Source organism: Pseudomonas laurylsulfatiphila, from assembly GCF_002934665.1.
GTDB classification, from domain to species: Bacteria; Pseudomonadota; Gammaproteobacteria; order Pseudomonadales; family Pseudomonadaceae; genus Aquipseudomonas; species Aquipseudomonas laurylsulfatiphila.
Genome location: NZ_NIRS01000003.1, coordinates 40,656 through 64,080, shown reverse-complemented (window position 1 = coordinate 64,080; position 23,425 = coordinate 40,656). Strand labels below are relative to the sequence as shown.

The following is a 23,425-nucleotide window of genomic DNA, read 5'->3' as shown; positions in this document are numbered from 1 at the left end:
AAGGGAACAACCATTTCCAGCGGCCTGCGCCTTGCCTGGCCCGCTTTAAGGCGACAACGCGACGGGAAAACTAATTGAGAACGCCCCCTAGGTTCATTCCCCTTGCTGTTGGATAATGCCGCCCTGCACTGAGGTTAGAGCTTTCGTATGTCCACTTCTTCTTTTTCCGCGGCACACAGCCAGGCCAGTACGCTGTACTTGCCACCTGGCCCGTGGCAGACCGTTGTCGATTGCCTGTGCGAGCATTTCAGCGCCATCGGTCGTGAACAATGGCTGGACAGGATCGCCCGTGGCCGGGTCCTCGATGGGCAGGGCATGCCGATTGCCCTCGATCTGGCCTACAGGGAAGGTTTGCGGATTCATTATTTTCGTGAAGTGCCGGATGAAAAGCCGATCCCGGTGATCGAGTCGATTCTGTATGCGGACGAGCATCTGGTGGTGGCCGACAAACCGCACTTTCTGCCGGTGACGCCGGCTGGCGAATACGTCGAACAGACGCTGCTCAGGCGCTTGATCCGTCGCCTGGACAATCCGCATCTGGTGCCATTGCATCGCATCGACCGGCATACCGCAGGGCTGGTACTGTTTTCCGCCAATCCGCAGAGTCGTTCGGCTTATCAGTCGTTGTTTCCAACCCGGCAGATCGAAAAGCGCTACGAGGCCATCGCAGCGGCATTGCCTGAACTTGCTTTCCCGCGGGTTCATAAAAGCCGGCTGGTCGATGGCGAGCCGTTCTTCCGCATGCAGGAAGGGCCTGGGGCCTGCAACACCGAGACGGCGATCGAAGTCAGGGAGAAGCAGGAGAAACTCTGGCGCTATGGTCTTTACCCGGTGACGGGCAAGAAGCATCAGCTGCGGGTACACATGGCGGCGTTGGGCGCCGCTATCTGCAACGACCCGTTTTACCCCGAGGTGCTCAAGGATGCGCAGGATGACTACGCCAATCCTTTGAAACTGCTGGCCCAGGGGCTGAAATTCATCGACCCGGTCACAGGCCAGGCGCGCGAGTTCGAGAGTGAAATCACCCTGCAATGGTGATCCTGAACGGCACCCCTGAAGTGCTGTTCTTCAGGCATGAAAAAGCCCGCATCAAGCGGGCTTTTCTGTATCCGGCGGCACCCGATTACAGCTCCTTGACGGTACGCACCTGATCTTTGTTGATGCGGGTCTGTTTGCCATCGAGCTGTTCGAATTCGTAGAAGCCGGAATCCTTGTCGAACTCTGGCGTGTCGACGGCCTGGATTTCGCGACCGTCATTCAAGGTGATCACCGTAGGCGACGCGCAACCGGCGAGGGTGGCGAGGCCCAGTGCGAGCATGAAAGTGGCGAGGGTCCGTTGCATCATGAGTGTGTCTCCGAATAAGAGTTCTTTGGTTAGTGAACTTGAGACGTGAACCGTCCGCGCAAGTTCCTGATCAATGTCAGTCTGACACAGTGTCATGACCGCTTACATGACCGCTTAATAGTTCCGGCGTGTTGAGGTTGGCCAGCCGAGGGTCCTTGTCGGGGCATTGCAGCGCGGTCGCGCCGAGCTTGCGCATCAACCGGCCAGGGCTGCGCTCACCCTCGTTCCAGGCCTTTTCAAAGGCTGCCCGGTGCAGCACCGGAATCACACACAACAACGGCTCCCAGTGGTCATCGTGCCGCACCATCAGCGGCTTGTCCGGATTCAGGTTGGCGGTCTCGCGCATGGTGCCGATCAGCGCCGCATCGATGCCTGGAACGTCACAGGGCAGGACCAGCATATGAGTATGGCGAGCGGCTTCCAGGCCCGCCCGAATTCCCGCCAGGGGGCCGGGGAAGTCACCTTCATCGTCGTGGACCAACTGGTCGGCGTAGGGCGCATACTTCTCAAGGTTACGGTTGCAGGAGATGATCAGGTCATCGGTCAGCGGGCGGGTCTTGCGATGCAAGTGAGCAATCAGCGGTTCGCCGCGCCAGTCCAGCAACCCTTTGTCCCGCCCCCCCATGCGTTGGCCGCGACCGCCCGCCAGGAGCAGAATGGAGCAGGGTGGCAATTGTGAATTCATGGTCATGGCAGGTCTCCATGGGAGCGGCGAAAAAACGGAGCGCTGTGATATAACACCGGGCTGTTTCTCCTACAACTGGACGAGCCTATGAAAGCCAAGGCTGATGTACCTTTCGCACCGCTGAACATTGCAGTGCTGACTGTCAGCGATACCCGCACGCTGGACACCGACACCTCGGGCCAGCTCTTTGTCGACCGCTTGACCGCTGCCGGTCATTACCTGGCCGCCCGGGTGTTGCTCAAAGATGATCTCTACAAAATTCGTGCGCAAGTCGCCAACTGGATTGCCGACGATGTCGTTCAGGTGGTGCTGATCACCGGCGGAACCGGTTTTACCGGGCGTGACAGCACACCGGAAGCCGTCAGCTGCCTGCTGGACAAACAGGTCGATGGATTCGGTGAGCTGTTCCGCCAGATCTCGGTTGCCGATATCGGCACCTCGACCGTTCAGTCCCGGACGTTGGCCGGTCTGGCCAATGGCACGCTGGTTTGCTGCTTGCCGGGTTCGACCAATGCCGTGCGCACCGGTTGGGACGGCATTCTGGCCGAACAGCTGGATTCGCGACATCGCCCGTGCAATTTCGTGCCTCACCTGAAACAGGCAGAGCCTTGTGAATCCCGTGGGTAAGCCGGGCAAGACCGGCAGCCTGATGCCCGTCGAGGAGGCATTGGCACGCTTGCTGGAAATGGCCGAGGCCACGCGGATTGTCGAGCGTGAACGCTTGCCGTTGGCGCAGGTGCAGGGGCGTGTACTGGCTGAAGACCTGCTGTCGACCCTTGACCTGCCGCCCTGGCCCAACAGTGCCATGGACGGGTATGCCTTGCGCACGGCTGACTGGACGGGAGAGCCGTTGGTGGTCAGCCAGAAGGTGTTTGCCGGCCAGGCCCCCGATCCGTTGCAGCCAGGCACCTGTGCGCGCATTTTCACCGGAGCGCCTGTTCCCGCTGGTGCCGATTGCGTCGAGATGCAGGAAAACGCCGAGGTCCAGGCGGATGAGCGAGTGTCTTTCACGCAAGCCTTGACCCAGGGCCAGAACATCCGTCCGCAAGGCCAGGAAACGACCGTCGGCGAGCTGGTTCTGCCGGCAGGCACGCGGCTGGGGCCGATCGAGCAAGGATTGGCTGCCTCATTGGGCTGCGCCGAGCTGGAGGTGGTTCGCAAAGTCCGTGTGGCGGTGCTGTCAACCGGCGACGAATTGATTGAGCCGGGCCAGCCGCTGGGTCCGGGACAGATCTACAACAGCAACCGGGTGTTGTTGTGCAGCTGGTTGCAGCGTCTGGGCTGTGAGGTCGTCGACGCGGGCATTCTTCCGGACGATCTGCAAACCACTCGTTTCCGATTGGGTGAGTTGAAGGATGTCGACCTGATCCTCTCGACCGGTGGCGTATCGGTGGGAGAAGCTGATTTTCTGGGTATCGCCTTGCGCGAAGAGGGCGAATTGACGCTGTGGAAACTCGCCATCAAGCCCGGTAAGCCGCTGACGTTCGGACATTTCCGCGGTGTACCCGTGATCGGCTTGCCGGGCAATCCGGCATCGACCCTCGTGACCTTTGCCTTGTTGACCAGGCCCTATCTCCTGCGTCGTCAGGGTGTAAAGGAAGTCGAGCCGCTGAAGGTGCAGGTGCCGGCAGGGTTCGACTGGCCCCAACCTGGCAATCGACGGGAGTATTTGCGTGGGCGGCTGGAAAACGGCAGGGCAACGATCTACAAAAACCAGAGTTCCGGCGTACTGCGCAGCGCTGCCTGGGCTGATGGACTGGTAGAAGTCCTGGAAGGTCGCACGCTGGTTCAGGGCGATAGCGTTTTCTTCATACCGTTGAGCGAAGTCCTGAGCTGACCGCTTCAGCGGATTGGCCTGGCAAAAACCCGGTTGATTGAACCGGGTTTTTGCTTGATGGCCATTCAATGTGCCAGGAACAATGAAATGACCTGCTCGAAACGGCTATTGGCGATCCAGCCAAGGAGACCGAGGATCACGACCGTTCCGCAGGCGGAGTAGGCGAGCCTGTGCTTGATGGATTTGACGTCACCGCGGATTTCGTCCAGGTCCCTGCGTATGTGCTTGAGGTGTGTTTCCAGCTCGGTGACGCGAGGTTCCATATCATTTTCTCCCGTGGCTTTTGTGCTGGCCGGTGATCCAGGGTTTTGGCCTTGCATGGCACGTCCCTGTGGTGTCCTGCTGAAGCCCCAAGGTCTACCCATTCGGATTTCCGGTCAATTGAGCAAATTCCTCATGTTTTGTAAGAAAAATCCTGCCGTAGGGGATCAAGTTGCCTGACTGGAAATAATTGGTTTTCAGGCGACCTTTACCGGCGCCTGCGCGGTCAACATCTCCCAGATGCCATCCAAACCGGGAGTGAAGTAATGAGCGATCGCAAGGCACTGTTGATTCTGCATGGCAAACAGGCACTCAACGAGGCGGTTCGCGCCGCCGTCGAAAGCCGGCGTGAGCAAGGCTGGGAGCTGGCTGTTCGATTGACCTGGGAAGCCGGCGATGCGCAGAGACTGGTGGGTGAAGCGTTGGCGGCCGGTTATCGACAGATCATTGCCGGTGGCGGTGATGGCACCTTGCGCGATATCGCCGAGGCCATGGCGGAGCACTCGAAAAAAGCCAGCCTGGTACTGATGCCGCTGGGAACCGCCAACGATTTTGCGCGTGCGGCGGGTGTGCCCCTGCAGCCTGATCAGGCACTGGCCTTACTTGATACCGCGCCGACCGCCATTGATCTGGGGGAAGTCGACGGGCAGATATTCCTGAACATGGCGACCGGTGGGTTTGGCAGCCATGTCACGGCGAACACCCCGGAAGACTTGAAGAAAATCCTCGGCGGTGCGGCGTACCTGTTCACCGGCCTGTCACGCTTCAATGAGCTGCATACCGCCTACGGTGAGTTGCAGGGACCGGATTTCCACTGGAGCGGCGATCTGCTGGCGCTGGGCATCGGCAATGGCCGGCAGGCCGGTGGTGGGCGGGAATTGTGCCCACAGGCCCTGGTCGATGATGGTTTGCTCGACATCAGTATCCTGCCGGCACCGCAGGAGGTGGTCGGTACATTGAAAAACCTGCTGACCGAAGGTTTTGGCATCGACAACATGTTTGTCCGTGCGCGCCTGCCCTGGGTCGAGATCAAGGTTTCGGAAGGCTTGTACATCAACCTGGATGGTGAACCGCTGGAAGGGGACAACCTGCGTTTTTCGGTGCGTCCAGCGGCGTTGCTCGTGCATCTGCCTGAAGATTCGCCGCTGCTACGGGCCAGTGAAGTGGCTAGTCATCCAGGCTGATGATGTGTTCACGCACGGCGAACAGCACCAGGCCGGCCACATCGTAGATCTGCAATCGCTTCATGATCTGCGAGCGGTGGGTTTCGACGGTCTTGACGCTCAACCCCAGGCCGTTGGCGATTTCTCGGGTGGATTTGCCGCGAACGATCAACCGCAGGATTTCCAGCTGGCGTGCCGTCAGGTTGTGCGAGTCGGCAGGTTCGGGCTGGTGCTTCTGATTTCGGGTCAGGGCCTGAGTGATCACCGTGTGGGCAATGGCCGGGCTCAGATAGCGCTCGTTGTTGCGCAAGGCGTCCAGCGCGTGCTCGAGTTCGGTCGCCGTGGTGTCCTTGAGCAGGTAGCCGTGGGCGCCGGACTCCAGGGCCTGCATGATGAGGGCCGGGTCGGTGTGCATCGACAGGATCAGGACCTTGCTCTGCGGGCGCACCTGCTTGAGCTGTTGCAAGGCTTCGAGGCCGCCGGTCTGGCGCATCGAAATATCCAGCAGGACAATATCCGGGGACAGATGCCCGACCATTTCGAGCAACTGCGAGCCGTCATTGGCCTCACCGATGACGGCGTAGCCGGGCAGGTCCATTACCAGGGCGCGCACGCCAGCCCTGATCAGCGAGTGGTCATCCACCAGTAGTAAATTACAAGTCAATGCATAACCTTATTCGAACTGGCCCGTTCGAGCGCACGGGGCGCCCAGGGAAATAGAGCTTCAATTTGCGTGCCTTTGCCCGGCTCGCTGATAACGGTCAACGTGCCGCCCAGTTGATCGATCCGTTCCGACATCCCGGCCATACCCCGTTGCCCTTCGCGACCTGGGTCTGTTGCGGGGGCGAAGCCCTGACCATCATCGCTGATCTGCAACCTCAGGCCTTGGGGCTGGCGCTGCAGGCATACCAGCAGGTTTTTGGCCTGGGCATGTCGCAGGATGTTGGTGACCGCTTCCTGGGTAATGCGAAAAGCCGCCACGGCCATTTCCTCCGGTATGCCGGTCAGACGCTGCTGGCATTCCAGGCTCCAGTGCACCGGGGTGTTGGCCAGGGTCTTGAGCAGGTGTGCCCGCAGACTGGCTTCCAGTCCGAGGCTGGTCAACTGCCGGGGATTGAGAATGGCGGATACGTCACGAACTTTGGCCAGGGTTTCTTCCAGCGTGTCGCAGAGGACCGTGCATTGTCCCTGGAGCTCTTCGGGCATCCGGCGTTTGAGTCAGTCACTTTGCAATTTGGCGGCGGTCAGCAATTGACCGATGTCGTCATGCAGTTCGCGGCTCAGTCGGTGACGCTCGTTTTCCTGGACCTGCAACAGCCGGTCGGCCAGCTCCTGAGGCTGGAATTTGATCGATTTACGCGAGAGGCAGTACTGCACGGCAACACTGGTCAGCGCCGCAATGTTGAGCACCAGCAATGACAGGGGCAGCGGAATGGACAAGCCATGGACCAGCAAACTGCCGAGGGTCGAGCAGGCGCATACCAATAGCGTGAGTCTGCGAGCATTTTCTCGGGAGGGTGGCCACTTGGCGATTGACTTGAGGCTGGCGTACATAGCGGATGGAGCCAATGGATGTTCGCTGCGGGCTGACCGGTCATGCTGGCTGACAGGCCCCTGTTTTTTATGTGGAGCGCCGACGAGTTCGGCTGCGATCACACAGCCATTAATTGGCGTCAACTAACAGGCGGCATAGTAGCACTTAAGATACCGTGGGTCGCGTCCGTATGCATGTCCGAAAAGTCAGGAATCCAGTCGTTTAGAAGATGCTTCCATAATGGAGCAAGTTGGCTGTTTCCGTCGCAAAATGCCGTAGTCCCGGGGTTTTGCTTTTGATGCCAGGCAATACCTGATCAAGGCGGGCGCGCTATTGTCGTTGGACAATAGTGATTGTTTTAAGAATGTCGCTTATAGCTATGAAATGTTCATTTGCGACATATGCGCACTCAAGTAACAGTGCGGTACTGATAACCAAACCACGGGCATAGTTGGATTAGTTCAAGCCCGTCGTTCCGAATACGGCACGAGGGTGAGCGGCCTGGAATTGACCGGTGGCTGAAACCGGCTTTGCCCGACCTGGAAGGCAAAGGCTTCGATAAGGGTGACCTGCTCGCTGTCGTCGAGGCTGAGCTGCCCGGTGGTCTGGTCGATGAGTTCGAGTTGCCAAGCAACCAGGGTCAGACAGTCTTTCAGGGCGCTCAACGCCTCGTCGTGCAGGCTCATGGTGTTCTGTGCGTGGTTTAGCAAACCATGAATATGCAGTGAAAACTCCGACACGGCCGCCAACGCCAGGGCATCGGCCTTGTTGGCCAGCTTGAGCAGCGTGCTGAGCATGCAGTCGATGGCGTCCTTGTCATTGCTGATCAACTGCAGATGACTCAGGCATTCCTCTGTCTTGGCCAGGAGTGTTTCAGCCTCGACGAGAAACTCCGGGAGCCGCTGGGCCCACTCTTTACGGTCGTTCGGCATACTTATCTCCACAACGTCATGTCAAATGAGGGGATATCGTGTGTGTCGACGAGGGCGTTCGGAACCCCGGCATTGCCGAGTCGTCGGGTGAACGAACGACGGCTGACCCGGAGGCAGGCTGGGGAACACGAGAGGGTGGTTGGCCACTGGCTTGCGATCGCACACAAAAGCCTGACTCCGTTCATGCAATGAGAATGGCGTCACATTAATGGCTATTGGATATTGCGAATATCAGGTTTCACCTGATTGTTGATAGGGGAATCCCTTACGCAGCGGAACCTTTCACGAGAACCAGGGTCGCGCGGCGCAGAAGTGCAGCGGATGTAATCACAGCATCAGTAAAGCATGATGTTAATGTGACATCAATGCCTGTGCGTGGCATTTTAGAGAGGGTCAAGCTTCGGCAAAAACAGCCGATAACCTTCTCTAAGTGAATTCATCCGAACAAGACCAGGAGTCATTGATGGCCGGCATTCTCGACACGGTAGACCAACGCACGCAACTGGTGGGTGAGAATCGCCTGGAAATTCTCATGTTCCGGCTCGCCGGACGGCAATTGTTCGCGATCAACGTCTTTAAAGTACAGGAAGTCCTGCAGTTGCCCAAGTTGACGCTGATGCCGCAGCGCCATCCTTTTGTCTGCGGCGTGGTCAACCTGCGCGGCCAGACCCTGCCGGTGATCGACCTGTCCCAGGCCATCGGCATGCGCCCGCTGGTGCCGGGGCCTGGCAGCACGATTATCGTCACCGAATACAACCGTTCGGTTCAGGCCTTCCTGGTCGGTGGTGTGGACCGGATCGTCAACATGAACTGGGAAGCCATCCTGCCGCCCCCGAGCAGTGCCGGTCGCCAGCATTACCTGACTGCTATCAGCAAGGTCGATGATCAACTGGTGGAAATCATCGACGTCGAAAAGGTCCTGGCCGAAATCGTTCCGTACAACGCCAAGGTCTCCCGTGACAAGCTCGAAGATCCGGTACTGGAACGCGCCCGTGGCCGTGAGGTGCTGCTGGTGGATGACTCGAACGTGGCCCTGGCGCAATTGCGCGATACCCTGGGACAGCTGGGCGTGAAGATGCACATCGCCAGCGACGGATTGAAAGCCTTGAACATGCTCAAGGCCTGGGCCGACACCGGCGTGGACATGACCGAAAAACTGCTGATGGTCTTCACCGATGCGGAAATGCCGGAAATGGATGGCTATCGCCTGACCACCGAAATTCGCAACGATCCGCGCCTGCGTGGCTTGTACGTGGTGCTGCACACTTCTTTGTCAGGCAGCTTCAACGACTCGATGGTGAAAAAGGTCGGCTGCGACAATTTCCTCTCCAAATTCCAGCCGGACAAACTCGTCGACGTGGTGCGTCAGCGCCTGATGCTTGACGAAGTACCGGCCTGAATAAAACAGCGGACAACCTGTGGGAGCGAGCCTGCTCGCGAAGGCGGTGTGACAGTTGGCTTGGTTATCGACTGACACTCCCGCTTCGCGAGCAGGCTCGCTCCCACAGGGGGGGAGTGTTTGATCGTCACTCTTTGATTCGGCGTTCAAGCTCGTATAGGGTGGCGTTTTGCCTAACAGGGAGCTGGCCATGTTGCGTCTGAGCGCGCTGTATCGTTATCCATTGAAGTCCGCCAAGGGCGAGACGCTGCAACAGATCGGTCTCGATAAACTCGGTCTGGACGGCGATCGCCGCTGGATGCTGGTGGATGAAGCCAGCGGTCGTTTCCTGACCCAGCGTGCGGTGGCGCAGATGAGCCAGTTGTCGGCGTTGTGGAATGCCGAAGGCGGCTTGACCCTCAGTGCGCCTGGTCATTCGCCGATCGACGTAGCCTTGCCCGGCCTCGATGCAGAACTGCGTGGCGTGACGATCTGGCGCGATACCTTGCGGGTCCCCGATGCAGGGGATGCAGCCGGAGCCTGGGTCAGCCAGTTCATTGGTAAACCGACACGTCTGGTGCAAGTGCCGCTGGATCGGGCGCGGATGACGGAGGCGGGCTACGGCAAGGATGACGACCAGGTGGCGTTCGCCGATGGCTATCCGCTGTTGCTGATTGGACAGGCCTCCCTCGAGGACTTGTCGAAACGGGTCGGGCGTCCGTTGGAGATGCTGCGTTTCCGGCCCAACCTGGTGATCGAAGGCAGTGAAGCTTTCGCCGAGGACGGCTGGAAGCGTATCCGCATCGGCGATGTCGAGTTCCGCGTGGTCAAGTCCTGCTCACGCTGCATCCTGACGACCATCGACCCGCAAACCGGCGAGCGCAGCGACGACCGCGAACCCCTGGCAACCCTGCAGAAATATCGTTCGCAGGCGGACGGCGCGATGTTTGGCCAGAACCTGGTCAACGACGGCAACGGTCGACTCGAAGTCGGTATGCCGGTGGAGATCCTCGAATAATTTTGCGCAGAACAAAAAAATGCCCGTGTCGAAAAACACGGGCATTTTCATTGCGCTGACCTTTATTTCGGCAAAGCCTGCGGGTTTAGCCGCGGTATTCACACAGGTAAGCGGTGTCGACGGCGACTTTCAACTGGAACTTGCTGTTGGCCGGCACGTTGAACTGGCTGCCGGCGGCGAAGGTTTCCCAGTCGCTGCTGTCTGGCAGTTTGACGGTCAATGCGCCGCTGACCACGTGCATGATTTCACGCTGGCTGGTGCCGAATTCGTATTCGCCCGGAGCCATGACGCCGATGGTCGCTGGACCTTCTGCGGTGCCAAAGGCGATCGACTTGACGGTGCCGTCGAAGTACTCGTTGACTTTAAACATGGGCGATTCCTCGAAAAGGGCTAAAAAGGGCCGGCCAGTATGCACAAGGCCCTGAGTGTCGTCACCTGTCTAAAGCGGAAGAACCAGTGGCAGCAGGCGTGCGGTATTGCGCGCATCTTCCAGCGCCCGGTGTTGCTGGCCGGTGAACTGCAGGCCGGCCAGTTGCAGGGCGCCGTTGAGCCCCAGCGGGCGTTCCAGGCGTCGGGCCTTGGCAAAGCGCTGTTTGAGGTTCATGTGGGGCACGTTGGCCAGCACACTGACGAGTCCCATTTGCTGCCAATCCTGAAGCAGTTGTTTGCGATCGTAGTCGCCCCAACTGGCCCAGCCTTCAAGTCGCGTGTGGTGGTGGCCGAGCCAGCGTTCAAACGCCGGCCAGACTTCGCCCAGCGGTTGCGCGGCATCGATGTTGGCTTGGGTGATGTGCGTCAGCTCGCGGCAAAACGGCGTCAGCAACGGCCGCCGCAAGGGGCGGACGAAGCGCTGGAACTGGTCCAGTTCACGTCCCTTGCGGTCCACCAGGGTGGCGCCGATTTCAATGATTTCCATATCCGTTACGGGCCATCCACCCTCATCGGTGGTGGCCTCCAGATCAATGACCAGCCAATGAGGCATTGCAGGGTTCCTGGTATCCGCGTCCTGTAGGGTTTGAGCGTAGCCAAACCCGGCGGTTCCGCCTAGCGCCTTATTCGACCTCCAACAGTATCTGCCGGTTTTTCACCTGATCCCCGACTTTGACCTGCAAGCGTTTCAGGACACCGTCGATGCCTGATTTCAAGGGGTGCTCCATTTTCATCGCTTCCAGTACCACCAGCAGCTGGCCCTTGGTGACCGGGCTGCCCTCATTGACCAGGACGTCGACAATCGCACCGTCCATCGGGGCCTTGAGGGTGCCGGAACTGACACTGGCCCGGCTGGAAACCTGCGCCTGAGTGCGATCGGAAAACTGCAAGCTGCCTGGCCGGCTGAACAGCCAGAGTTGCCCTGCCTCCAGGCGATAGGCGTGGCGCTGGCGGATGCCATCGATTTCGAGGGTGGCCTGGCGCCCGTCGCAGTGGAGGACCTTCAGCTCGAGGCAGCGTTCGGCGACCTGAATGCGCAATGGTTCACCCGGGATTGCCTGCAACGTCACCACCCAGTCCTGATCCTCAAGGCCGATGCGATAGTGCAGGGGCACGCTGGCATTGTTGCGCCAACCGCCCAGCGGGGCGGGATGAGCCTGTGCCGAAGCCTGATAGAAGAGGGCGGTTGCGATGGCCAGGTGTTGCGCGCCCGGGGCATGGGACTGTAGGCAGGCATGGTCGGCAAAGTGCTGCGCGATGAACCCGGTACTGAAGTCACCGCTGGCGAACTGCGGGTGCTCCAGCAGGCTTTCGAGCAAACGCTGATTGCTCTGCACGCCCAGCAGCACGCTGTCCTGTACCGCCCGCAGCAATTTGCGCCGGGCCTCCTCGCGGGTGGCGCCATGGGCGATGAGCTTGCCGAGCATCGGGTCGTAGAAGGGACTGATGAGCTGACCTTCGATCAGGCCGTGGTCGATCCGCACGCCCTCCTGCAATCCCGGTTCCCAGGCCACGACGCGACCGGTTTGCGGCAGGAAACCCTGGGCCGGGTCTTCGGCATACAGGCGCACTTCCATGGCGTGGCCCGTGAGATGCACCTGGTCCTGGCGCAAGGGCAGTGGTTGCCCTTCGGCGATGTTGAGTTGCCAGGCCACCAGGTCTAGCCCGGTGATCAATTCGGTCACCGGGTGCTCGACTTGCAGTCGGGTATTCATCTCCAGGAAATAGAACTGCCCGCGGGCATCCAGCAGAAACTCCACGGTGCCCGCGCCGACGTAATGCACCGCTAGGCCGGCCTTGAGCGCTGCTTCGCCCATGGCCTGCCGCAGTTCAGGGGTCATCACCGGGCAAGGTGCTTCCTCGATGACTTTCTGATGCCGGCGCTGCACCGAACAATCGCGCTCGCCGAGGTAAATCAGGTTGCCATGCCGGTCACCGAACAGCTGAACCTCGACATGACGGGGTTCGATCAATGCCTGTTCGAGAATCAGTTCGCCGCTGCCAAACCCGTTCAGGGCTTCGGAGCGCGCAGTGCGAATCTGTTCCAGCAGATTGCCGGCTTCGTGCACCAGGCGCATGCCGCGTCCACCGCCGCCAGCGCTGGCCTTGATCATCAACGGATAACCGATGCGCGCGGCTTCGCGGCTCAGGGTCTCGTCATCTTGCTCGGCACCTTGATAACCGTCGATGCAGGGCACACCGGCTTTGATCATGGCGATCTTCGACAGGCGCTTGCTGCCCATCAGTTCGATGGCCTCGGGGCTGGGGCCGATGAAGGTGATGCCAGCGTCCTGGCAAGCGCGGGCAAACTCTGCGTTTTCCGAGAGGAAACCGTAGCCCGGATGGATCGCATCCGCCCCCGTTCGCCGGGCGGCGTCGAGGATTGCCGGGATGTTCAAATAAGACTGTTGCACCGTGGCCGGACCGATGTTGACTGCCTCGTCGGCCATCTGCACGTGCAATGCATCGGCGTCGGCGTCGCTGAACACGGCTACCGTGCGATAGCCCAGTGCTTGGGCCGTGCGCTGGATGCGGCAGGCGATTTCACCGCGGTTGGCGATGAGGATTTTCTTGAGTCCGGGCATGGGCGGTGTCTCTCAGATTGTGCGGTGTCTGTTCGGGCTTCATCGCTGGCAAGCCAGCTCCTACAGTGGATTCATGTCACACACAAACCCTGTAGGAGCTGGCTTGCCAGCGAAGCTTTTAAATGGCCCAACCCGGTTTGCGTTTTTGTACGAAGGCCATCGTTCCCTCGACGCCTTCTGCTCCGGTCACCGCTTCGCTGAACCATTCGGCAGCCTGATCCAGCAGGGCATCCGACGGTTGTCCGGCACTCGCCAGCAGGAGTTTCTTGGTTGCCGCATTCGCCCCCGGCGCACAACACAAGACATGGGCCAACACCTCATCGAGACGCTCGGCCAGGGCCTGCGGATCATGCTCGACAAAATGCACCAGCCCCATGCGCCGTGCCTGGTGGCCATCAAAACGCGCCGCGGTCAGGGCCAGCCGCCGGGCCTCGGTCAGGCCTATGCGCTGGACGACGAATGGCGCGATTTGCGCCGGCAGCAGACCCAGGCTGGTTTCCGGCAGGCCGAATTGCGCCTGGTGATCAGCCAGGGCGATATCGCTGACGCAGGCCAGGCCGAGACCTCCGCCGAGTACCGCGCCTTGCAACACCGTGATCACCACTTGCGGTGCGTGTTGCACCTCTTGCAGCAGCGCGCCGAACACCCGGTTCAGGTCCCGATGCGCAGTTGGGCCCTGAGCGCGGGCGTTGGCCATGTCCTTGATGTCGCCGCCAGCACAGAAGTGCCCGCCGACGCCACCGATCACCAGTGCGCGTACCCCTGGTTTATCGCGTACCGCCGCCAGCACCGCGCGCAACTCGGCGACCATCTGCAAGCTCATCGCATTGCGGCATTCCGGGCGGTTGAGGGTGACGTGCAACACGCCGTTGTGCAGTTCCAGCAGCAAGGTCTGGCAAACCGGCAGGTTGTTCATTTCTTTTTCCCCGGCAGGATGCCCATCAACTTGCAGATGATCCCCAGCATGATTTCGTCGGCGCCGCCGCCAATCGACACCAGCCGCACATCGCGGTAAGCGCGGGCCACCGGGTTGTCCCACATGAAGCCCATGCCACCCCAATATTGCAGGCAGCTGTCGCTGACTTCGCGGCCTAGCCGCCCGGCCTTGAGCTTGGCCATCGAGGCCAGGCGCGTGACGTCCTGGCCTTTGACGTATTGCTCGGTGGCCTGATAGACCAGCGCCCGCAGGCATTCAATCTCGGTTTGCAGTTCAGCGAGACGGAAGTGGATGACCTGATTGTCGATCAGCGCATTGCCGAAGGTTTTGCGTTCCTTGCAGTATTCGATGGTGCTGTCGACGCAATATTCCAGGCCCTTGATCATGTTGGCCGCGCCGAACAGACGCTCCTCCTGGAACTGCAGCATCTGCATCATGAACCCCGCGCCCTCATGGCCGATGCGGTTGCGCTGCGGCACGCGCACGTTGTCGAAAAACACCTGGGCGGTTTCCGAACTGCGCATGCCGAGCTTGTCCAGGTGCGAGCTCAAGCTGATGCCGGGCGTCTTCATCGGCACCATGATCAGCGACTTGTTGATGTGCGGCTTGTCGTCCGACGTATTGGCCAGCAGGCAGATGAAGTCGGCGCTCGGCGAGTTGGTGATCCACATCTTGCTGCCGTTGATCACATAATCGTCGCCGTCCTTGCGCGCAGTGGTTTTCAGCCCGGCGACGTCGGAACCTGCACCGACTTCGGAAACACCGATGCAGCCGACCTGCTCGCCGCTGATGGCCGGGCGCAGGAATTCGTCGCGCAATTCATCGGAGCCGAAACGGGCCAGTGCCGGTGTGCACATGTCGGTCTGCACGCCGATGGACATCGGGATGCCGCCGCAATGGATGGTGCCGAATTCTTCCGCGGCGACGATCGAATAGCTGTAGTCGAGCCCCATTCCACCGAATTTTTCCGGTTTGGATATCCCCAGCAAGCCGAGATCACCGGCCTTGCGGAAGATGTCGTGGATGGGGAAGCGCCCGGCCTTTTCCCACTCCTCGACGTGCGGGTTGATCTCGTGCTCGACGAATTGGCGCACGGTGCGGCGCAGTGCTTCGTGTTCCTGGGTGAAGATCATTTTTATTGTTCTCCTTGAGCCGGCCTAGAGCCGGGCTACGCCAAAACTGTTGGCTTGCAATGGCCGCACCTCGGCCTCGTGACAAATGTCCAGCAAGTAACCGAGCAAGGTCCGGGTATCGCGCGGGTCGATCAAACCGTCGTCCCACAGATTGGCGCTGCCGTAGAGCGCCGTGGACTGGCTGTCGAGTTTCTGCGCGGTGACCTGTTCGAGCATGTCGAGCATTTTCGGATCGGGCACCAGGCCGTCCTTGGCCTGTTTGGCCTCGGTGACGATGCGCAGCACCTTGCCCGCTTGCGCGCCGCCCATCACGGCGGTGCGGCTGTTGGGCCAGGCGAAGATGAAGCGCGGGTCGAGGCCGCGCCCGCACATTGCATAGTTGCCGGCACCGTAGGAGCCGCCGACGACTATGGTGAGCTTCGGCACTCGTGCGTTGGCCACCGCTTGAATCATCTTCGCGCCGTGTTTGATCACGCCCTGCTGTTCGGATTCGGTGCCAACCATGAACCCGGTGGTGTTGTGGAAAAACAGCAAAGGCGTCTGGCTCTGGTCGCACAGCTGGATGAACTGCGCGGCCTTGCTCGCGCCCTTGGGCGTGATCGGGCCGTTGTTGCCGATGAAGCCACAGGCGCGTCCCTGAATTTTCAGGTGACCGCAGACGGTCTGCTGATCGAACTCGCCCTTGAACTCAAGAAAGTTCGAAGCGTCGGCAATCCTGGCGATGATTTCGCGCACGTCGTAGGGTTTTTTCGGGTCATCCGGGATCAGGCCGAGCAGTTCGTCGATGGGGTACAGCGGCTCCTCCCAGCGTCGTTCGGGCGGTTGGGGCAACTGCTCGTTCCACGGCAGCAGGCTGACGATCTCTCGTACCTGTCGCACACCGTCGGCGTCGTTTTCAGCCAGGTATTCGGCGGTGCCGGCGATTTGTGCGTGCATCTCGGCGCCGCCCAGTTCTTCATCGGTCGCGACTTCGCCGGTGGCGGCCTTGAGCAGTGGCGGCCCGGCGAGAAACAGCTTGGCCTTGCCGCGCACCACCACCACGTAATCCGACAAGCCCGGCTGATAGGCACCGCCCGCCGTGGCCGAGCCGTGCACCACAGTCACCTGCGGCAAGCCCATGGCCGACATCCGTGCCTGATTGGCAAAGCTGCGCGCGCCTTCGACGAAAATCTCCGCCGCGTAATTGAGGTTGGCGCCGCCGCTTTCGGCGAGGGTGATCACCGGCAGTTTGTTTTCCATGGCGATCTGTTGCAGGCGCAGGGATTTCTTCAAGCCGGTGGGGGAGATGGTCCCGCCCCTGATCGCGCTGTTGTTCGCCACCACCAGCACGCGCACGCCAGACACATAGCCGATGCCGGCGATCAAGCCGCCACCGGCGGAGCTGCCGTCCTTGTCGTCGTGCAGCTTGTAGCCGGCCAGGCTCGCCAGTTCGAGAAACGGCGCACCGGGGTCGAGCAGCAGATTGAGGCGCTCGCGGGGCAATAACTGACCGCGTTTTTCAAACCTGGGTTTGGCTTCTGCGGCCTTGTCCAGCAGGTTCTGTTCGAGTGCGCAGACTTGTTCGATGGCGCTCAGCATCGCCGTACGGTTCTGGACGAACGACTCGCTGTGGGGGTCGAGTTGCGACTGAATCACCGGCATGGGTTATTCCTTGTCCTTCAACACGTCGGGTATGTAGGCGCGGTGGAAACCGTTGTACGACTCACTGTTGGTCGCTTTATGGATCGGCCAGGCACGCCCGCCGAGGCTGGCGGCGCCGTCGATGCGCAGGGTGCTGCCGCTGACGAACGCCGCTGCCGGGCTGAGCAGGAAAACGATCGCCGCGCTGACTTCTGATTCGGTGCCGATGCGCTTGAGCGGTACGTGTTCGCGCAACGTCGGGATCACGGCCTTGAAGGCGCCTTCGTAGGTGTCCATGCCGCTGGAGGCAACCCAGCCGGGCGCCACGGCGTTGACCCGCACGCCGGCATGACCCCATTCGTACGCGGCGGTCTTGGTCAGGTTGTCCATGCCCGAACGTGCCGCGCCGGAGTGGCCCATGCCGGGCATGCCGCCCCACATGTCGGCGAGCATGTTGACGATGGCGCCGCCGTGCTGGCTCATGGACTGGTTGAACACTTCCCGGGCCATCAGGAAGCCGCCCACCAGATTGGTGCGCATCACGGTTTCGAAACCCTTCTGGTTGATCGAGGCCAAGGGCGACGGGTACTGCCCACCGGCATTGTTGACCAAGCCATGGATCGGACCATGCTTGCGAATGAGCTCGCTGACCAGATGCGTCACCGCTTCTTCCTCGCGGATATCGCAAACGGCCCAGTCGGCCTTGCCACCGTCTTCGGCGATCTCGGCCGCAACGGTTTTGAGCTTGTCGGCCTTGCGCCCGACCAGCAGCACATGGGCGCCGAGGGCCGCCAGTTCGTGGGCGGTGCAGCGGCCGATGCCACTGCCGCCACCGGTGACGATGATGTTTTGGCCGGCAAACAAATCGGCTTTGAAAATCGAATCGTAGGCCATGGCGGCAATCCTCTAGTTGAACTGGTCGGCGATGCGCTGCGGCACCGGGATCTGGATTTCCAGCAGTTGCTGGGCGAAGGCTTTGCCTTGCGGGTCGATGCGCAGGCTGGCGACACCGCCGCCGCCGAGGGCGTTTTCCAGCAGGAAATTCAGGCTGTGGCTGGCGGGCAAGTACCAGCGTTCGACCCGCCCGTGGATGGGATCGAGGACGTGGCCCATCCAGTCGACGATCACTTCCGGGGTCAGGGCTTCGGCGATCCATGGCAGGAATTCGGGATCGCGGGCCATGACGCCGATGTTGCTGTGGTTGCCCTTGTCGCCGGAGCGGGCGACCGCGAGTTTGACCAGAGCCACGCTGGCGTCGGCCTGGCCGGTCGGCTTCGGCGCAACGAACGGGGCTGGCAGGTCCAGCGGGTCAAGCGTATCGAGGGCGGGCAGGGCACACGGGTGGCGCTGGCCCATGAAATCAATGTCCAGCGTGCAGGCGGTTTTGTCGATGAGGAACGAGAACAGTCGGATCAGCGGATACACCGTCGGCCGACCACCGACAATGCCGGTCAGCCCTGGCGCCATGCCGGTGGCCGCCTGGGCAATCTCCCGGGAGAACACAATCAAGGCCTGCTTGTCCGGATGGCGCACAGCGAGTTTGATCACCACTTCGCGGCTGTCCTGCCGCTGGCCGTGGGGGCCATAGGTGGCCTCGCTGCCCAGCAACTCGATATTCACCTCGCTGTACGGCGCCCAGCCGCGCTGGCTGAACATTTCCGAGGTCTTGTTGATGATCGCCGCGCTGACTCGGCGCGCCTTGTCGACGGCATCGATGCCGGCAATCAGGCAACTGGCGGTACAGCGAAAACCATCGGGGTACGTGGCGCTGACCTTGTATTGAGCCGTCGGCGGCAGGCCTTTGGCGCCGTGTACCTGCACCGCGTTCTTGCCTTGTTGCAGCAGTTTGACCTGAGTGAAATCGCACACCACATCGGGCAGCAGATACGCACGCGGGTCACCGATTTCATACAGCATCTGTTCACCCACCGTCAGTGGCGTGACCAGCCCGCCGGTACCTTGCGGTTTGCTGACGATGAACTGGCTGTCGGCGCTGACTTCGACGATGGGAAAACCGATGTGTTCGTAGTCGGGCACGTCGCGCCAATCGGTGAAGTTGCCGCCCGTGCACTGGGCGCCGCATTCGATGATGTGCCCGGCCAATGCCGCCTGGGCAAGCTTGTCGTAGTCGTGCCACGACCAGCCGAACTCATGCACCAGCGCGGCGCTGACCACGGCACTGTCGACCACGCGCCCGGTGATCACGATGTCCGCGCCCAGACGCAGGGCTTCGACGATGCCGGGTGCGCCGAGGTAGGCATTGGTCGAGACGCACCTCGATGGCAGGGGCGCACCGCTGAACATTTCATGAATGCCTTGGCTGCCCAGCTGTTTGAATTGCGGTTGCAGGTCATCACCCAGCAGCACGGCGATTTTCAGCGCCACCCCGGCCTTGTCACAGGCCGCTTGCAGGGCGGCGGCGCAGGCTTGGGGATTGACCCCGCCGGCATTGCTGATGACCCGGATGTTGTGTTGTGCGAGCTGCGGCAGCAAGGGAGCGAGCACTTCGATGAAGTCGCCCGCATACCCGGCCTGGGGATCTTTCATCCGTGCGCCGGCCATGATCGACAAGGTGATCTCGGCCAGGTAGTCGAAGACCAGATAGTCCAGATGCCCGTGTTCCACGAGTTGCGCGGCAGCGGTCGAGGTATCGCCCCAGAAGGCGCTGGCGCAACCGATGCGAATTGATTTTGGCGCAGTCCGTTCCATAGCTACCTCCAACTCAAGTGCGTCGACATTACCAAGCAAGCGCTTGGTTTGTAAATGACTGGATTATCTTCTGCCAAGCGCTTGCTTGGTTGCATCCTTGAGCTTAAATTGCCGGCGCAACCCCGCTGTTTTCGGGGTGATCGGCGTTATTGATTGATCGACTGTAGGAGAGAACGGGTGGACGAGCAAAAAGCCCTGAGGGTCATGCGTGAATTGGTGGACGACGGCCAATTGACCGACCCGGACAGCGCCCGTGGCAAGCTGCTGCAAGTGGCGGCCCACCTGTTCCGCAATAAAGGCTATGAGCGCACCACCGTGCGCGATCTGGCCGGCGCCGTGGGCATTCAGTCCGGGAGTATTTTCCATCACTTCAAAAGCAAGGACGAAATCCTGCGCGCCGTGATGGAGGAAACCATCCGCTACAACACCGCGTTGATGCGTGCGGCCATTGCCGAGGCCGGCAATGTGCGCGAACGGGTGCTGGCGCTGATCCGCTGTGAATTGCAGTCGATCATGGGCGGCAGCGGCGAGGCCATGGCCGTGCTGGTCTACGAATGGCGCTCGCTGTCCGAAGAGGGCCAGGCCAAGGTCCTGGCGCTGCGCGAAATCTACGAAGACATCTGGCTGCAAGTACTGGGCGAAGCCAAGAGCGCCGGGTTTATCCGCGGCGATGTGTTCATCACCCGTCGCTTCCTGACCGGCGCATTGTCCTGGACCACCACCTGGTTTCGCGCCGGCGGTAGCATGAGCCTTGATCAGTTGGCCGATGAAGCGTTGATTCTGGTGCTGGAAGACCGGCAATAAACTTGTGTTGGCCAGCATTAAACTGGCTAACTTGACGAAAACGCCTAGCTTGAAGTCATCGATGCCGTTTTATTGGGAGTGAGCTTGTTTTGAGGGGGTCGCCAATTCGGACAGCTTCGCGGTTTTTGCTCGCGACGCTTGCGGTGTTAACGATGCTGCCATCCCAGGCTGCGCAACTGGTGCGCATTGGTGCCGCGCATTTTCCGCCCTACACCGTGCGTCCGGAATCCGGGGCCGATACCGGGTTGCTGCCGCAGTTGGTCGAGGCCCTGAACGCAGCGCAAAGTGACTATCAGTTTGTCCTGGTGCCCACGTCCATTCCACGGCGTTTCGGTGACTTGAAGCAGGGCCGGGTCGACATGGCCATCTTCGAAAATCCGGCCTGGGGTTGGGAAGACATTCCCCATACCGCCGTCGACATGGGGCTGGAAGACGCCGAGATTTTTGTCGCGCAACGCCTACCCGATCGGCAGCAAGGCTATTTTGCCGACCTGAGCGGCAAGCGCCTGGCACTCTTCAGCGGTTATCACTACGAGTTTGCCAACTTCAATGCCGAGCCCCAGTACCTGGCGAAAAACTACAACGCCACGCTGACCTATTCCCATGACAGCAATCTGCTGATGGTGTTACGCGGTCGCGCCGACATCGCCCTGGTCACGCGCTCTTACCTGAACGACTATTTTTTGCGCAATCCGAATGTCGCCAAGGAGTTGTTGGCGTCCGATCGCATCGATCAGGTCTATCACCATTACGCCATCCTGCGCCCGGCGGCCCCCATCAGTGGTGAGGCCTTCGGCAAGTTGTTGCAAGGCTTGCGGGACAGTGGCCAGATGCTGAGGATTTTCGATCCGTACAAGATTGCGGTGGTGCCGGTCCCGCACAACGAACCGGCACCTCAAGTCGTCAATTGACGTTCTTTTCCTAAATTTCCCGCCGTGGCTGACGTCACCTCGTTGAACTGTCGACGATTATCGTGAGCCCGCCCCCATGTCCAATCTGAATGACCTGACTGCCCTGTGCCTGCCGACCGGCAGTCGTCTTGCCGCTGATGAAACGCCAGGCCGCCTGAGCCTCAGCCTGGAAGGGCAGCCTTTGCTCACCCTGCGGCTCAATCGTGGCCCCGAGTTGCACGTGCAATTGCTTGAGCGCTTCAGTCACCCCGAAGGGCAAGCGATATGGGCGGCCTGTTACTGGCTGTTCGCTCGCGACCCCGACTGTCAGCGCCTGGTCTGGCAACTGCAAGAGGTGCCGCACGAAGCTGTGCTCAGTGGTTTGCTGATTCCGACTCCCGTCAACGGCCAGTATTGCTGCGAGCGCACCTTGTTCTGGCAGTTGCCGCAGCCATGGCTGGGGCATTCCATGACCGGCAGCTACCCACAGCAAATGGTCATCACCGGTGGCAAGCGTCATCCGCTGCGAGCGGTGAAACCCCGGGATGAGGTGTATCGACGATTCGATGCGCGGCTGGGCGCCTGGGTTTCCCTGCGTACCCTGGAAATCGAGCAGGACCTGGCCCGTTTCAATCGTTGGCAGAACAGTCCGCGTGTCGCCAGCTTCTGGCAGGAGGAGGGCAGTCTCGAACAGCATCGCCAATACCTGAGCAAACTCGAGGCCGATCCGCACACCCTGACGCTGATCGGGTGTTTCGACGATAAGCCGTTCGCTTACTTCGAAGCCTACTGGGCCAAGGAGGATCGCATCGCACCCTTCTATGATGCCGGCGATTACGACCGTGGCATTCACATGCTGGTGGGTGAGGAAAGCCATCGCGGTCCACACAAGGTGGCGAGCTGGTTATCGGCGCTGGTGCATTACCTGTTTCTCGATGATCCGCGCACGCAGCGCGTAGTGGCCGAGCCGCGTGCCGATAACGCGAAGATGATCGGGTACATGCACAACCAGTGCTTTCACTGCGAGAAGGAATTCGACTTCCCGCACAAGCGCGCGGCCTTGATGGTGTTGGGGCGGGAGCGGTTTTTCGATCGGTGCGCACTGGCCTGAGGCTCAAAGCTCAAGATCTTTGGCGGTATTGAGTGCCCCATCGCGAGCAGGCTCGCTCCCACAGGGTCCTGGGAACACAGGGCAAATGTGGGAGCGAGCCTGCTCGCGATGAAGGCGCTGAACTATCAGATCTTAGTGGCGAGCGACCGTATCGCCACGATTCCCCGACACCTTGCGGCAGTGCACCAGCGCATCGCGAATCATGAAGTTCACCAGGGTCGGCGAGACGCCGAGTTCCTTGGCGATGTCTTTTTGCGGTACGCCGTGCAGGCGATACATCTCGAAGGCGTAGCGGGTGCGGCTGGGCAATTCGGTCAACGCATCGGCAATGTGCTCCAGCGTCGAGAAATTGATGTGCGAGGTTTCCGGTGACGCACCCTGGATCACCACATTCAGCCCTTCCTCTTCAGGGCCGGAATACTTCTGCTCCAGCGCCTGCTTGCGGTAGTGGTCGATCGCCAGGTTGCGCACGATCTGGAACAGGTAGCTGAGCTGGGCCTTGATCGAACTGGTGATGGGCGGGGCCGATTGCAACCGGAAGAACGCGTCCTGCACAACATCTTCGGCACGTGAGCGGCAACCGGTAATACGGGCTGCGATCTTCACCAGAATCAGTCGATTATCGACGAATGCCTGAAGTAGCGGTGTATCGCACCTGCTTGTGGATACTGGTTCCATCATGGAAATCACCCTGCTGCCAAAAGGTTAGTGGGACGGGGATAAACCGGGGGGCCGTCCTGCACAATCGAGCGACAAATTAGGCTTAATGATAATGATTGTCAAATGAGAAAAAGAATTACTGCACGGCAAAAGTGCAGAGTGCGAACTGCGACACGTTGACGCCCCCTTCAGTCCGCCTGGCGTTGCAACCCGGCGACTAATTATTTCAAGACGTCATCCGTTCTCATTGGTGAATTGCACAGCGCAACCCTCATCACCCCGTAGGAGCGAGCTCGCTCGCGATGGTCGTCAACGATGACGATGGGCGCCTGACACCCCGCGGTGTTCTCCGGATTTTCGCGAGCAGGCTCGCTCCTACCAAGCCGAAATCAGG

Annotated in this window: 22 protein-coding genes and 2 pseudogenes; 9 read left to right on the top strand and 15 right to left on the bottom strand. The window is 60.5% G+C overall.

The genetic code is table 11. The features are described 5' to 3' along the window. The first annotated feature begins 147 nt into the window (after positions 1-147). Positions 148-1,038: a pseudouridine synthase gene (locus CD175_RS10690; protein ID WP_104448901.1), complete on the top strand. Its 891-nt coding sequence runs from the start codon at positions 148-150 to the stop codon at positions 1,036-1,038. Between the two features lie 85 nt (positions 1,039-1,123). Here the strand turns inward: CD175_RS10690 and CD175_RS10685 are convergent, their stop codons facing one another. Beyond that, positions 1,124-1,345 (bottom strand): YgdI/YgdR family lipoprotein, encoded by a 222-nt coding sequence (locus CD175_RS10685; RefSeq protein ID WP_007973479.1) that lies wholly within the window; start codon positions 1,343-1,345, stop codon positions 1,124-1,126. Between the two features lie 76 nt (positions 1,346-1,421). Beyond that, positions 1,422-2,036, bottom strand: a complete 615-nt coding sequence (gene mobA, locus CD175_RS10680) for a molybdenum cofactor guanylyltransferase MobA (RefSeq protein ID WP_007973477.1) — start codon at positions 2,034-2,036, stop codon at positions 1,422-1,424. 81 nt (positions 2,037-2,117) lie between these two features. On the opposite strand from mobA, the gene moaB reads away from it, so the two are divergent. Together moaB and CD175_RS10670 are read left to right on the top strand one after the other, a co-directional pair. After that, on the top strand, positions 2,118-2,657 hold the full coding sequence (gene moaB, locus CD175_RS10675; RefSeq protein WP_104448900.1) for a molybdenum cofactor biosynthesis protein B: 540 nt from the start codon (positions 2,118-2,120) through the stop codon (positions 2,655-2,657). A gap of 22 nt (positions 2,658-2,679) precedes the next feature. Then, a complete protein-coding gene (locus CD175_RS10670) occupies positions 2,680-3,867 on the top strand; it encodes a molybdopterin molybdotransferase MoeA (RefSeq protein ID WP_167399526.1) in 1,188 nt (395 codons plus the stop codon). A gap of 65 nt (positions 3,868-3,932) precedes the next feature. Here the strand turns inward: CD175_RS10670 and CD175_RS10665 are convergent. Then, positions 3,933-4,157, bottom strand: a pseudogene (locus CD175_RS10665) (hypothetical protein); the annotation flags it as partial. A gap of 237 nt (positions 4,158-4,394) precedes the next feature. Here CD175_RS10665 and yegS point away from each other — a divergent pair. After that, entirely contained in the window at positions 4,395-5,312 is a 918-nt protein-coding gene (gene yegS / locus CD175_RS10660) for a lipid kinase YegS (protein ID WP_104448897.1), read from the top strand. Here yegS and CD175_RS10655 read toward each other — a convergent pair. The 3 genes and pseudogenes from CD175_RS10655 to CD175_RS10645 form a co-directional block, all read right to left on the bottom strand. Next, the gene (locus tag CD175_RS10655) at positions 5,296-5,955 is read right to left on the bottom strand and encodes a response regulator (protein ID WP_104448896.1); all 660 of its coding nucleotides are present in this window, start codon (positions 5,953-5,955) and stop codon (positions 5,296-5,298) included. The two genes, yegS and CD175_RS10655, sit on opposite strands and share 17 nt — an antisense overlap. After that, positions 5,952-6,845, bottom strand: a pseudogene (locus CD175_RS10650) (sensor histidine kinase). The gene CD175_RS10655 and the pseudogene CD175_RS10650 overlap by 4 nt, the downstream one beginning before the upstream one ends. A gap of 441 nt (positions 6,846-7,286) precedes the next feature. Then, positions 7,287-7,757: a hypothetical protein gene (locus CD175_RS10645; protein ID WP_104448895.1), complete on the bottom strand. Its 471-nt coding sequence runs from the start codon at positions 7,755-7,757 to the stop codon at positions 7,287-7,289. A gap of 463 nt (positions 7,758-8,220) precedes the next feature. Here CD175_RS10645 and CD175_RS10640 point away from each other — a divergent pair, with 463 nt between their 5' ends. Further along, positions 8,221-9,156, top strand: a complete 936-nt coding sequence (locus tag CD175_RS10640; protein WP_007973464.1) for a chemotaxis protein CheV — start codon at positions 8,221-8,223, stop codon at positions 9,154-9,156. Positions 9,157-9,346: 190 nt separating this feature from the next. After that, positions 9,347-10,153, top strand: coding sequence for an MOSC domain-containing protein (locus CD175_RS10635; protein WP_104448894.1), 807 nt, complete (start codon positions 9,347-9,349; stop codon positions 10,151-10,153). 85 nt (positions 10,154-10,238) lie between these two features. Here the strand turns inward: CD175_RS10635 and ppnP are convergent, their stop codons facing one another. The 8 genes from ppnP to CD175_RS10595 all read right to left on the bottom strand — a co-directional run bounded on the left by ppnP (position 10,239) and on the right by CD175_RS10595 (position 19,566). Beyond that, entirely contained in the window at positions 10,239-10,523 is a 285-nt protein-coding gene (ppnP, locus tag CD175_RS10630) for a pyrimidine/purine nucleoside phosphorylase (RefSeq protein WP_007940055.1), read from the bottom strand. A 69-nt stretch (positions 10,524-10,592) separates the two neighbouring features. Next, complete coding sequence (locus tag CD175_RS10625) at positions 10,593-11,135, bottom strand: 3'-5' exonuclease (RefSeq protein WP_104448893.1); 543 nt, start codon at positions 11,133-11,135, stop codon at positions 10,593-10,595. 70 nt (positions 11,136-11,205) lie between these two features. Further along, on the bottom strand, positions 11,206-13,167 hold the full coding sequence (locus CD175_RS10620) for an acetyl/propionyl/methylcrotonyl-CoA carboxylase subunit alpha (RefSeq protein WP_104448892.1): 1,962 nt from the start codon (positions 13,165-13,167) through the stop codon (positions 11,206-11,208). A gap of 118 nt (positions 13,168-13,285) precedes the next feature. After that, positions 13,286-14,083: an enoyl-CoA hydratase/isomerase family protein gene (locus CD175_RS10615; protein ID WP_104448891.1), complete on the bottom strand. Its 798-nt coding sequence runs from the start codon at positions 14,081-14,083 to the stop codon at positions 13,286-13,288. After that, a complete protein-coding gene (gene atuD / locus CD175_RS10610) occupies positions 14,080-15,237 on the bottom strand; it encodes a citronellyl-CoA dehydrogenase (RefSeq protein WP_104448890.1) in 1,158 nt (385 codons plus the stop codon). Before atuD ends, CD175_RS10615 begins: the two co-directional genes overlap by 4 nt. Positions 15,238-15,261: 24 nt before the next feature. After that, the gene (gene atuC, locus CD175_RS10605) at positions 15,262-16,878 is read right to left on the bottom strand and encodes a geranyl-CoA carboxylase subunit beta (protein WP_104448889.1); all 1,617 of its coding nucleotides are present in this window, start codon (positions 16,876-16,878) and stop codon (positions 15,262-15,264) included. Between the two features lie 3 nt (positions 16,879-16,881). After that, positions 16,882-17,751: an SDR family oxidoreductase gene (locus CD175_RS10600; protein ID WP_007973449.1), complete on the bottom strand. Its 870-nt coding sequence runs from the start codon at positions 17,749-17,751 to the stop codon at positions 16,882-16,884. A 12-nt stretch (positions 17,752-17,763) separates the two neighbouring features. Continuing rightward, the gene (locus tag CD175_RS10595; protein WP_104448888.1) at positions 17,764-19,566 is read right to left on the bottom strand and encodes an acyclic terpene utilization AtuA family protein; all 1,803 of its coding nucleotides are present in this window, start codon (positions 19,564-19,566) and stop codon (positions 17,764-17,766) included. 177 nt (positions 19,567-19,743) lie between these two features. On the opposite strand from CD175_RS10595, the gene CD175_RS10590 reads away from it, so the two are divergent. From CD175_RS10590 to CD175_RS10580, 3 genes are all read left to right on the top strand, one after another. Next, the gene (locus CD175_RS10590) at positions 19,744-20,370 is read left to right on the top strand and encodes a TetR/AcrR family transcriptional regulator (protein WP_007973446.1); all 627 of its coding nucleotides are present in this window, start codon (positions 19,744-19,746) and stop codon (positions 20,368-20,370) included. A 152-nt stretch (positions 20,371-20,522) separates the two neighbouring features. Then, positions 20,523-21,281 (top strand): substrate-binding periplasmic protein, encoded by a 759-nt coding sequence (locus tag CD175_RS10585; RefSeq protein ID WP_104448887.1) that lies wholly within the window; start codon positions 20,523-20,525, stop codon positions 21,279-21,281. Between the two features lie 76 nt (positions 21,282-21,357). Further along, a complete protein-coding gene (locus tag CD175_RS10580) occupies positions 21,358-22,371 on the top strand; it encodes a GNAT family N-acetyltransferase (protein ID WP_104448886.1) in 1,014 nt (337 codons plus the stop codon). A 132-nt stretch (positions 22,372-22,503) separates the two neighbouring features. Here CD175_RS10580 and CD175_RS10575 read toward each other — a convergent pair whose 3' ends face one another. After that, a complete protein-coding gene (locus CD175_RS10575) occupies positions 22,504-23,052 on the bottom strand; it encodes an RNA polymerase factor sigma-70 (RefSeq protein WP_104448885.1) in 549 nt (182 codons plus the stop codon). Positions 23,053-23,425: the final 373 nt, after the last annotated feature.